Below are 12,056 nucleotides of genomic sequence, written 5' to 3' on the forward strand. Positions count from 1 at the left end.
CTACCTTCTCCCTCGCGCCACGGGTCCCGGTGGCCGCCCCACACGCTCAACGCCCTCACAGACAAAGGGCGTCCCGGTTCAGAGCTGAAGCCCGGCGACGGCCTTCCCCGCCTCAAGACCGCACACACCCGCACCGGCGAAGGCCCAGGCCGTCGCGCAGAGCGCCCGCAGCCCGTCGAGCGCGTCGCCTTCCCCTTCCAGGGCCAGCGCGTCCCCGCGCACGGAGGCCGCCCAGCCCCCGCAGCGGTACGCGTCCCCGTCCCGTGACACCTCGGGCTGCCCGGTCAGCAGTCCTCGCAGGTCCCGGTCCACATAGGTCGGCCGGTGCTCCGGCGGGGCGGCGACGAGCTGGGCCGCGTCGGTCACCCCGGTCAGGACCAGCAGGGAGTCCACGCCCCCGTTGAACGCTCCCTCGATGTCCGTGTCCAGCCGGTCTCCGACGACGATCGGCCGCTTCGCCCCGGTCCGCAGCACGGTCTCGCGGTGCATCGGCGGCAGCGGCTTCCCCGCGACCTGCGGCTCGGCCCCGGTGGCGATCCGTACGACCTCGACCGCGGCCCCGTTGCCGGGTGCGATGCCCCGGGCGCTCGGGATGGTGAGGTCGGTGTTGGACGCGAACCACGGCAGCCCGCGCCGGATCGCGTAACTCGCCTCGGCGAACCGCCCCCACGCCATGTCCGGCCCGCCGTACCCCTGGACCACGGCGGCCGGGTCGTCGTCCGCCGACTCCACCGGCTCGAGACCGCGCTCCCGCAACGCGACCCGCAGCCCCTCGCCGCCGATCGCCAGGACCCGCGCCCCGGGCGGCAGTTGGTCGGCGACCAGCCGGGCGACGGCCTGGGCCGAGGTGATCACGTCGGAGGGTTCGGCGGGCACGCCCAGCTCCGTCAGGTGCTCCGCCACCGCGTCCGGCGTCCGCAGGGCGTTGTTGGTGACGTAGGCGAGGTGCATGCCCCCGGCCCGCGCGGCGGCCAGCGACTCCACGGCGTGCACGATGGCCTCGCCGCCCGCGTACACCACCCCGTCGAGGTCGAGGAGAGCCGTGTCGTACGCCTCGATCAGCGCCGTGGCACTCCCCGACGGCCGAACGCCGTTCTGCTGGTGGCTCATATGAGTCGCTCCTCTTCGCTCTGCGTCTGCCCCGATCATCGCGTATGCCCCAGGCACACATACGATGCCCTGATGAACACTTCAGGTCCCGTCGACCAGGGGCTGCGGCTGATCCCGTTCCGCGGACTGCGTTACGTCCCCGAGCGGGTCGGCAGTCTTGCCGCCGTGACCTCGCCCCCGTACGACGTGGTCGTCCGGCCGGACGGGCTGCACCACCTGGAGTCCGCGGATCCGCACAACATCGTGCGCCTCATCCTCCCCCAGGCCGACACGGCCCGGGACCGGCACCGGCAGGCGGCCGACACGCTGGACCGCTGGCTGGCCGAGGGGGTCATCGCCCCGGACCCGGACCCGGCGCTGTACGTCTACGAGCAGCGCGACGACGAGATCCTCCAGCGGGGCCTGATCGGCGCACTGGCGCTCTCCCCCGCCGACGAGGGCATCGTGCTGCCCCACGAGGACGTCATGGACGACGTCGTCGCGGACCGCGCGGAGCTGATGCGTACGACAGGGGCCCATCTGGAGCCGCTGCTGCTGACGTACCGCGGCGACGGGGGCACGCCGACGGGGGCGGCCGCGGTCATCGACCGCACGGTCCTGCGGGAACCGCTGCTCACGACGACGACGGAGGACGGCTTCCGGCACCGGCTGTGGGCGGTGACGGACGCGTCGGACCGGCGCGAGATCGAGACGGACCTCGCCCGGCACCAGGCGCTCATCGCGGACGGCCACCACCGCTGGGCCACCTACCTCCGGCTCCAGCGGGAACAGGCCGCCCCGGGCCCCTGGGACCACGGCCTGGTCCTCCTCGTCGACACGGCCCGCCACCCGCTGCAGGTCCGCGCCATCCACCGGCTCCTGCGCAACCTGCCGGTTGCCCGGGCCCTGGAAGCGCTGACCGGCCACTTCCGCGTCCAGCAGGTCGAAGGGACGCTCCCCCGGGCCCTCGGCGTTCTGGCCGAAGCGGCGGCCGCCGGCAACGCGTTCCTCCTCGCCGGCGACGGGGGCTTCCACCTGGTGGACCGCCCCGACCCGGCTCTGCTGGCCCGCACCGTCCGTGCGGACCGCCCCGACGCCTGGCGCACCCTGGACGCGACGGTCCTGCACTCCGCGCTGCTCGACGAGGTGTGGCGGATCCCCGACGCGCCCGAGCACATCGGTTACATCCACGACACCGCGGCAGCCGTCGAACAGGCGGAACGTCTCGACGCCACGGCGGTCCTGATGCATCCCGTGCGCGAAGAGGTCGTCCGGGACCTGGCCCGGCAGGGCGTGACCATGCCCCGCAAGTCGACGTCGTTCGGCCCGAAGCCGGCCACGGGCCTGGTCATGCGGAGCCTCGCCCTCGACTGACCACCCGCCGGCGAACGAGAAGAGGGGGCGGCACTCCGGTCGGAGTGCCGCCCCCTCTTCTCGTCAGCGATCAGGCCTTGGCGGAACCGTCCACGGGACCGTCCTCGGCACGAGGCGTGCTCTCGTCGGCCGCGTCCGCCTCGTCGTCGTCGAGGACGTCGACGAACTCCACGCCGTCCATCTCGGCGAGCCGGTCCGAAGCGTCCGTGGAACCGTCCTTGTCGGCCTCCAGCGCCTTCCCGAACCACTCCCGGGCCTCGTCCTCGCGCCCGGCCTCCAGCAGGGCGTCCGCGTACGCGTACCGCAGCCGCGGGGTCCACGGCTGCACGGAGCTGGACGCCAGTTCGGGGCTCTGGAGCGTCACGATGGCGGCGTCGATCTGGCCCATGTCCCGGCGGGCGCCGGCGGCCACGAGCCGCATCTCGACCTGCCCGGCCTTGTCCAGCTTCTGCACCTCGGGCTCACCGGCCATGGCCATCGCCCGCTCGGGCCGCCCGAGCCCGCGCTCGCAGTCCGCCATGACGGGCCACAGCTCGACGGATCCGGTCATCCGCCGGGCCGCCCGGAACTCGGCGAGGGCCTCGGCGTACTTCTGCGTCGCGTACGCCGCGAACCCGGCCGCCTCACGGACGGCGGCGACACGGGACGCGAGCCGGAGAGCGATACGGGAGTAGGCGTACGCCTGCTCGGGGTCCTCGTCGATCAGCCGGGCCACCATGACGAGGTTGCGCGCGACATCCTCGGCAAGGGTCTTCGGCAGGCTCATGAGCTCCTGGCGTACGTCCTTGTCGATCTCGTCGCCCGTGACGTCGTCCGGAATCGGCAGCCGCTTGATCGGCTCACGGTCGCGGTCCCGGTCACGGTCATCGCGCCCCCGGAAACCGCCACGGTCCCGGTCGTCGCGCTGGCCGCCGCGGTATCCACCACGGTCGTCGCGGCGGAAGCCTCCACCACGGCTGTCGTCACGACGGAAGCCTCCACCACGGCTGTCGTCGCGGCGGAAGCCACCACCGGAACCGCCCCGGTCGCGGTCACGGTCGCGGTCGTCGCGACGGTAGCCGCCGGAGGGCCGGTCGTCGTCACGGCGGGGGCCGCGGGGACGGTCGTCACGGCGATCGAAGCCACCACGGTTGTCATCGCGACGGAAACCGCCACCGGAGCCACCGCCCCGGTTGTCGTCGCAACGCGGGCCACGGTCCCGATCCCGATCACGGTCGTCACGACGGAAACCGCCACCACGATGGTCGTCCCGACCGTAGCCGCCGCCGGAGGGCCGGTCGTCGTCGCGACGGGGGCCGCGGGGACGGTCGTCACGGCGATCGAAGCCACCACGGTTGTCATCGCGACGGAAACCGCCACCGGAGCCACCGCCCCGGTCGTCGTCGCGACGCGGGCCACGCGGGCGGTCGTCCCGACGGTCAAAGCCACCGCCCCGGTTGTCGTCCCGCCGGAACCCGCTGGAAGGCCGGTCGCGGTCGTCGCGACGGTAGCCGCCGGAGGGCCGGTCGCGGTCGTCGCGACGGTAGCCGCCGGAGGGCCGGTCGTCATCACGGCGGGGACCGCGCGGACGGTCGTCACGCCGATCGAAGCCTCCACCGGAACCACCACCGGGGCGCCCGCCCCGGTACCCACCACGGTCGTCCTCCCGGCGAGGCCCACGGTCCCGGTCACGGTCGTCACGACGGAACCCGCCACCGGGTCCGCCACCACGGCTGTCATCCCGACGGAAGCCACCACCGGAACCGCCACCACGGCTGTCATCCCGACGGAAACCACCACCGGAACCGCCACCACGGTTCTCGTCGCGACGGAAACCGCCACCGCTCGGCCGGCTGTCGTCACGGCGCGGGCCACGGTCGCGATCCCGGTCGTCGCGGCGGAAGCCGCCACGGTCGTTGTCACGTCGAGGTGCGCCGGAACCGGACCGGTCGTCACGACCACCGCGGTAGCCGCCCCTGTCACCGCCGTCCCGGCGACGCGGCTCGCGCTCCGGACGGTCGTCGGGAGAGTTGGTGGACATGGGTGTGACTCCTGTCTTCGGGTACCACAGACATTCTCGCGCAGCCGACCAGCCGACGCGCTCCGGGAAAAACAAAAGGACCCCTGGTCCCAGCGTGAACGCTGGGACCAGGGGTCCTTGAAAGATTGTTCGGCGGCGTCCTACTCTCCCACAGGGTCCCCCCTGCAGTACCATCGGCGCTGAAAGGCTTAGCTTCCGGGTTCGGAATGTAACCGGGCGTTTCCCTAACGCAATGACCACCGAAACCCTATCGGGTTCTAGCGAACAAGCACACTCTTCAATTAAGTAGTGAAACTGTTCAACCGGTGCGATAACTGTTCGCAACCCGGGAACAACACAGTGGACGCGAGCAACTGAGGACAAGCCCTCGGCCTATTAGTACCAGTCAGCTCCACCCGTTACCGGGCTTCCACATCTGGCCTATCAACCCAGTCGTCTACTGGGAGCCTTAACCCCTCAAGAGGGTGGGAATACTCATCTCGAAGCAGGCTTCCCGCTTAGATGCTTTCAGCGGTTATCCTTTCCGAACGTAGCCAACCAGCCATGCCCTTGGCAGGACAACTGGCACACCAGAGGTTCGTCCGTCCCGGTCCTCTCGTACTAGGGACAGCCCTTCTCAATATTCCTACGCGCACAGCGGATAGGGACCGAACTGTCTCACGACGTTCTAAACCCAGCTCGCGTACCGCTTTAATGGGCGAACAGCCCAACCCTTGGGACCGACTCCAGCCCCAGGATGCGACGAGCCGACATCGAGGTGCCAAACCATCCCGTCGATATGGACTCTTGGGGAAGATCAGCCTGTTATCCCCGGGGTACCTTTTATCCGTTGAGCGACAGCGCTTCCACAAGCCACTGCCGGATCACTAGTCCCGACTTTCGTCCCTGCTCGACCCGTCGGTCTCACAGTCAAGCTCCCTTGTGCACTTACACTCAACACCTGATTACCAACCAGGCTGAGGGAACCTTTGGGCGCCTCCGTTACTCTTTAGGAGGCAACCGCCCCAGTTAAACTACCCATCAGACACTGTCCCTGATCCGGATCACGGACCCAGGTTAGACATCCAGCACGACCAGAGTGGTATTTCAACGACGACTCCACAACCACTGGCGTGGCCGCTTCACAGTCTCCCACCTATCCTACACAAGCCGAACCGAACACCAATATCAAACTATAGTAAAGGTCCCGGGGTCTTTCCGTCCTGCTGCGCGAAACGAGCATCTTTACTCGTAGTGCAATTTCACCGGGCCTATGGTTGAGACAGTCGAGAAGTCGTTACGCCATTCGTGCAGGTCGGAACTTACCCGACAAGGAATTTCGCTACCTTAGGATGGTTATAGTTACCACCGCCGTTTACTGGCGCTTAAGTTCTCAGCTTCGCCACCCCGAAGAGCAGCTAACCGGTCCCCTTAACGTTCCAGCACCGGGCAGGCGTCAGTCCGTATACATCGCCTTACGGCTTCGCACGGACCTGTGTTTTTAGTAAACAGTCGCTTCTCGCTGGTCTCTGCGGCCACCCCCAGCTCACCGAGTAAATCGGATCACCAGTGATGGCCCCCCTTCTCCCGAAGTTACGGGGCATTTTGCCGAGTTCCTTAACCATAGTTCACCCGAACGCCTCGGTATTCTCTACCTGACCACCTGAGTCGGTTTAGGGTACGGGCCGCCATGAAACTCGCTAGAGGCTTTTCTCGACAGCATAGGATCATCCACTTCACCACAATCGGCTCGGCATCAGGTCTCAGACTTATGCACGACGGATTTGCCTACCGTGCGTCCTACACCCTTACCCCGGGACAACCACCGCCCGGGCTGGACTACCTTCCTGCGTCACCCCATCGCTTACCTACTACAAGTCTGGTTCATCGGCTCCACCACTACCCTCAACTCCGAAGAGATCGGGCCGGCTTCACGGACTTAGCATCGCCTGATTCAGTACTGGGCGTTTCAAAGCGGGTACCGGAATATCAACCGGTTGTCCATCGACTACGCCTGTCGGCCTCGCCTTAGGTCCCGACTTACCCTGGGCAGATCAGCTTGACCCAGGAACCCTTAGTCAATCGGCGCACACGTTTCTCACGTGTGTATCGCTACTCATGCCTGCATTCTCACTCGTGAACCGTCCACAACTCGCTTCCGCGGCTGCTTCACCCGGCACACGACGCTCCCCTACCCATCCATACAGGCGTTGGCCCTATGTGTATGAATGACACGACTTCGGCGGTACGCTTGAGCCCCGCTACATTGTCGGCGCGGAATCACTTGACCAGTGAGCTATTACGCACTCTTTCAAGGGTGGCTGCTTCTAAGCCAACCTCCTGGTTGTCTCTGCGACTCCACATCCTTTCCCACTTAGCGTACGCTTAGGGGCCTTAGTCGATGCTCTGGGCTGTTTCCCTCTCGACCATGGAGCTTATCCCCCACAGTCTCACTGCCGCGCTCTCACTTACCGGCATTCGGAGTTTGGCTAAGGTCAGTAACCCGGTAGGGCCCATCGCCTATCCAGTGCTCTACCTCCGGCAAGAAACACACGACGCTGCACCTAAATGCATTTCGGGGAGAACCAGCTATCACGGAGTTTGATTGGCCTTTCACCCCTAACCACAGGTCATCCCCCAGGTTTTCAACCCTGGTGGGTTCGGTCCTCCACGAAGTCTTACCTCCGCTTCAACCTGCCCATGGCTAGATCACTCCGCTTCGGGTCTAGAGCGTGCAACTCAAACGCCCTGTTCGGACTCGCTTTCGCTACGGCTTCCCCACACGGGTTAACCTCGCTACACACCGCTAACTCGCAGGCTCATTCTTCAAAAGGCACGCAGTCACGACGCACCGAGCAAGCTCGATGCGCGACGCTCCCACGGCTTGTAGGCACACGGTTTCAGGTACTATTTCACTCCGCTCCCGCGGTACTTTTCACCATTCCCTCACGGTACTATCCGCTATCGGTCACCAGGAATATTTAGGCTTAGCGGGTGGTCCCGCCAGATTCACACGGGATTTCTCGGGCCCCGTGCTACTTGGGTGTCTCTCAAACAAGCCGCTGATGTTTCAGCTACGGGGTCTTACCCTCTACGCCGGACCTTTCGCATGTCCTTCGCCTACATCAACGGTTTCTGACTCGTCTCACAGCCGGCAGACTATGAAAGAGAGATCCCACGACCCCGCATGCGCAACCCCTGCCGGGTATCACACGCATACGGTTTGGCCTCATCCAGTTTCGCTCGCCACTACTCCCGGAATCACGGTTGTTTTCTCTTCCTGAGGGTACTGAGATGTTTCACTTCCCCTCGTTCCCTCCACACTGCCTATGTGTTCAGCAGCGGGTGACAGCCCATGACGACTGCCGGTTTCCCCATTCGGAAACCCCCGGATCAAAGCTTGGTTGACAGCTCCCCGGGGACTATCGTGGCCTCCCACGTCCTTCATCGGTTCCTGGTGCCAAGGCATCCACCGTGCGCCCTTAAAAACTTGGCCACAGATGCTCGCGTCCACTGTGCAGTTCTCAAGCAACGACCAGCCACCCATCACCTCGTCCTGGGACGAGTTCACTGGGGCCGGCGTCGAAGGCAGCCATGTTCGGCCGTACCTTCAGACACCCAACAGCGCGCCCAGTACCCGGAATTCATTCGGTTCGTTTTCCACGCTCCGAGGAGCAGTACTCACGTCCCGGCTGAACCACCAGGTACTGAATAGTCAACGTTCCACCCATGAGCTGACCACCGTCGAACATTTGCCGACGTAGTGGCTCTGGATTCCTTGCGGAATCTAGATGCTCCTTAGAAAGGAGGTGATCCAGCCGCACCTTCCGGTACGGCTACCTTGTTACGACTTCGTCCCAATCGCCAGTCCCACCTTCGACAGCTCCCTCCCACAAGGGTTGGGCCACCGGCTTCGGGTGTTACCGACTTTCGTGACGTGACGGGCGGTGTGTACAAGGCCCGGGAACGTATTCACCGCAGCAATGCTGATCTGCGATTACTAGCAACTCCGACTTCATGGGTCGAGTTGCAGACCCCAATCCGAACTGAGACCGGCTTTTTGAGATTCGCTCCGCCTCGCGGCATCGCAGCTCATTGTACCGGCCATTGTAGCACGTGTGCAGCCCAAGACATAAGGGGCATGATGACTTGACGTCGTCCCCACCTTCCTCCGAGTTGACCCCGGCAGTCTCCTGTGAGTCCCCATCACCCCGAAGGGCATGCTGGCAACACAGAACAAGGGTTGCGCTCGTTGCGGGACTTAACCCAACATCTCACGACACGAGCTGACGACAGCCATGCACCACCTGTATACCGACCACAAGGGGGGCACCATCTCTGATGCTTTCCGGTATATGTCAAGCCTTGGTAAGGTTCTTCGCGTTGCGTCGAATTAAGCCACATGCTCCGCTGCTTGTGCGGGCCCCCGTCAATTCCTTTGAGTTTTAGCCTTGCGGCCGTACTCCCCAGGCGGGGAACTTAATGCGTTAGCTGCGGCACCGACGACGTGGAATGTCGCCAACACCTAGTTCCCAACGTTTACGGCGTGGACTACCAGGGTATCTAATCCTGTTCGCTCCCCACGCTTTCGCTCCTCAGCGTCAGTAATGGCCCAGAGATCCGCCTTCGCCACCGGTGTTCCTCCTGATATCTGCGCATTTCACCGCTACACCAGGAATTCCGATCTCCCCTACCACACTCTAGCTAGCCCGTATCGAATGCAGACCCGGGGTTAAGCCCCGGGCTTTCACATCCGACGTGACAAGCCGCCTACGAGCTCTTTACGCCCAATAATTCCGGACAACGCTTGCGCCCTACGTATTACCGCGGCTGCTGGCACGTAGTTAGCCGGCGCTTCTTCTGCAGGTACCGTCACTTTCGCTTCTTCCCTGCTGAAAGAGGTTTACAACCCGAAGGCCGTCATCCCTCACGCGGCGTCGCTGCATCAGGCTTTCGCCCATTGTGCAATATTCCCCACTGCTGCCTCCCGTAGGAGTCTGGGCCGTGTCTCAGTCCCAGTGTGGCCGGTCGCCCTCTCAGGCCGGCTACCCGTCGTCGCCTTGGTAGGCCATTACCCCACCAACAAGCTGATAGGCCGCGGGCTCATCCTTCACCGCCGGAGCTTTCAACCCCGTCCCATGCGGGACAGAGTGTTATCCGGTATTAGACCCCGTTTCCAGGGCTTGTCCCAGAGTGAAGGGCAGATTGCCCACGTGTTACTCACCCGTTCGCCACTAATCCACCACCGAAGCGGCTTCATCGTTCGACTTGCATGTGTTAAGCACGCCGCCAGCGTTCGTCCTGAGCCAGGATCAAACTCTCCGTGAATGTTTACCCGTAATCGGGTGCACACACACGAGAGCGGAACAACCGGTCGGAATAAGACCCGTTGTTCACAGCGTCCTCGCTGTGTATTGCCTACCGCCGCACATGGCGACCGTAGGACTTTCAAAGGAACCACCAACCTGCCGAAGCAGGCCGGGTATCAACATATCTGGCGTTGACTTTTGGCACGCTGTTGAGTTCTCAAGGAACGGACGCTTCCTTCGGTCCCGTATCACCGGGCCCTCCGGGCGCTTCCCTTCGTTTACTTCTTTGTCCTGCTGTCTTGCGTTTCCGACTCTATCAGACTCTTTCGTGTCCGATTCCCGGTCGAAGCGGGCCGTGCAGTTTCGCTTTCCAGGTTCTTCGCTTTCGCGTTTTCCCTTTCCGGCGGTTCCAACTTTACCAGACTCTTTTTCGTTCCGTTTCCGGTCCGAATTCGATTTCCGGTGGCCTGTGGAGTGGCCTTGCCTTTCGGCGTGTCCGCTACGTTAGCCGATTCTCTTGGCAGCTCATAATCGAGCCGATAGGGCGAATTACGGCATGCCGAATTCGCACCCGCCAGGGTGAGTCGTAGGTAGTGGTGTGGCCGCTTCGAGTGGCTCGGTCCGGTCCGATGGACTGTGCCGAGAGCTGTACCCGTGTCAAGCGGCTCGGACTACATTAGGCGTCCGCCGAGGGCGCGTCAAGTCGCCTTGCGGCTCGGTCGGCGGCGAGGTGCGTGGGCGCGGTACGGACTCACCGTGGGGTCTCCCTCGATCCAGAAGCGCCACGGCTGGTGGGCTCCGTCGCCGCCCACTCCGGTCCGGGGACCGCTGCGTACGAGGTCACGGGGCGGCGGGGTGCCGTGCAGGACGGACAGTGCGGGAGTGGGCCGCCGAAGAGGTCGCTGCCGTTCAGGTCGCGGTCGACGTCGAGGGCGGTGGCGAGGCGGGCCGGGCCTTTGGCCAGTTCCTTGTCGTTGCGGGCCGAGATGCGTCGCTCACGGGCCAGGTGGGCGCCGACGTTGATCTCGCCGGCCCGGAGCAGGACTCCGCTGGCGTGGCCGTCCGGGCCGCAGACCAGGTTGAGGCAGTGCCACATCCCGTAGGTGAAGTAGACGTACGTGTGGCCGGGCGGGCCGAACATCGTGCTGTTGCGGGCGGTGCGGCCGCGGAAGGCGTGCGAGCCGGGTCGATCTCGCCCGCGTACGCCTCCACCTCGGTCAGGCGCAGCTCGATCGTGCCCGCCGGCTCCCGGCGTACGAGGGTACGGCCCAGCAGATCGGGGGCGACCTCCAGGACGTCGCGGGCGAAGAAGTCTCGCGTCAGCGGGGTGCGGTCCGGGTTCTTGGTCATGGCGTCCGAGGGTACTGGGATCGCCACGGCGGGAACCGGCTACCGTCGTGGCGCGTATGTAGGGGTCAGGACCTAGAAGGAGTGACTATGGGCTTCAAGCGGCTGCTCGCGAGCATGGGTGCCGGCGGTGCCTCGGTGGAGACCGAGCTCACCGAGGTGAATGTCGTCCCCGGTGGGGTCGTCCAGGGTGAGGTGCGGATCCAGGGCGGTTCGGTCGCCCAGCAGATCGAGGGGCTCAACGTCGGGCTCCAGGCGCGGGTCGAGGTGGAGAACGGCGACCAGGAGACCAAGCAGGACATCGAGTTCACCAAGCTGAACCTCGGCGGCGCCTTCGAGGTGCAGCCGGGCGCGGTGCACGTGGTGCCGTTCGGCCTGGAGATCCCGTGGGAGACGCCGATCACGATGTTCGGCGGCCAGCATCTGCGCGGGATGAACATCGGGGTGACCACCGAGCTGGAGATCGCCCGGGCGCTGGACTCCGGTGACCTGGACCCGATCAACGTGCACCCGCTGCCGGCCCAGGAGGCCATCCTCAACGCCTTCCGGCAGCTCGGCTTCGGCTTCCGCAGCGCGGACATGGAGCGCGGTCACATCCGGGGGACGCGTCAGCGGCTGCCGTTCTACCAGGAGATCGAGTTCGTCCCGCCGACGCAGTACCGCGGGCTGAACCAGGTGGAGCTGACCTTCGTCGCCGACGACCGGGAGATGGACGTCATCCTGGAGATGGACAAGAAGCCGGGGCTGTTCAGCGAGGGCAGCGACTCCTACCGCGCGTTCAAGGTCGGGCTGCACGACTACCAGCAGACCGACTGGGCGGCGTACCTCAACCAGTGGCTCGCGCAGGTCGGCGGTCAGCGCAACTGGCTCTAGACGGCAGTACGCCCTCCGGAGCGGTGGTGCTCTTACGCCCCCTACAGTCGGGTAGGAAGGCAGAC

The 12,056-nt window shown here is 65.0% G+C and carries 5 protein-coding genes, 3 rRNA genes and 1 pseudogene; 2 read left to right on the forward strand and 7 right to left on the reverse strand.

Translation table 11 applies throughout. The annotated features are described in order from the left end of the window. Positions 1-78: 78 nt before the first annotated feature. Complete coding sequence (locus CCZ36_RS05735) at positions 79-1,110, reverse strand: HAD-IIA family hydrolase (protein ID WP_069740608.1); 1,032 nt, start codon at positions 1,108-1,110, stop codon at positions 79-81. Between the two features lie 72 nt (positions 1,111-1,182). Here CCZ36_RS05735 and CCZ36_RS05740 point away from each other — a divergent pair, with 72 nt between their 5' ends. After that, the gene (locus CCZ36_RS05740) at positions 1,183-2,463 is read left to right on the forward strand and encodes a DUF1015 domain-containing protein (RefSeq protein ID WP_128817145.1); all 1,281 of its coding nucleotides are present in this window, start codon (positions 1,183-1,185) and stop codon (positions 2,461-2,463) included. Positions 2,464-2,533: 70 nt separating this feature from the next. Here the strand turns inward: CCZ36_RS05740 and CCZ36_RS35050 are convergent, their stop codons facing one another. From CCZ36_RS35050 to CCZ36_RS05770, 6 genes and pseudogenes are all read right to left on the reverse strand, one after another. Next, positions 2,534-3,229 carry a tetratricopeptide repeat protein gene (locus tag CCZ36_RS35050; protein WP_069740606.1) on the reverse strand — a complete coding sequence of 232 codons (696 nt, stop codon included), beginning with the start codon at positions 3,227-3,229 and terminating at the stop codon, positions 2,534-2,536. Continuing rightward, complete coding sequence (locus CCZ36_RS36660) at positions 3,226-4,398, reverse strand: hypothetical protein (RefSeq protein ID WP_335755790.1); 1,173 nt, start codon at positions 4,396-4,398, stop codon at positions 3,226-3,228. Before CCZ36_RS36660 ends, CCZ36_RS35050 begins: the two co-directional genes overlap by 4 nt. Positions 4,399-4,610: 212 nt before the next feature. Next, positions 4,611-4,727, reverse strand: a 5S ribosomal RNA gene (gene rrf, locus CCZ36_RS05750). A gap of 111 nt (positions 4,728-4,838) precedes the next feature. After that, positions 4,839-7,958: ribosomal RNA gene (locus tag CCZ36_RS05755) — 23S ribosomal RNA — on the reverse strand. Positions 7,959-8,264: 306 nt separating this feature from the next. Continuing rightward, positions 8,265-9,790, reverse strand: a 16S ribosomal RNA gene (locus CCZ36_RS05760). Together the 16S, 23S and 5S rRNA genes form the textbook arrangement of a ribosomal RNA operon. Before the next feature lie 679 nt (positions 9,791-10,469). Beyond that, positions 10,470-11,121: pseudogene (locus CCZ36_RS05770) on the reverse strand (DNA-3-methyladenine glycosylase). A gap of 87 nt (positions 11,122-11,208) precedes the next feature. Here CCZ36_RS05770 and CCZ36_RS05775 point away from each other — a divergent pair. Continuing rightward, the gene (locus CCZ36_RS05775) at positions 11,209-11,991 is read left to right on the forward strand and encodes a sporulation protein (RefSeq protein ID WP_128817147.1); all 783 of its coding nucleotides are present in this window, start codon (positions 11,209-11,211) and stop codon (positions 11,989-11,991) included. Positions 11,992-12,056: the final 65 nt, after the last annotated feature.

It is taken from the genome of Streptomyces sp. S063 (genome assembly GCF_002832675.1).
Lineage (GTDB): Bacteria > Actinomycetota > Actinomycetes > Streptomycetales > Streptomycetaceae > Streptomyces > Streptomyces sindenensis.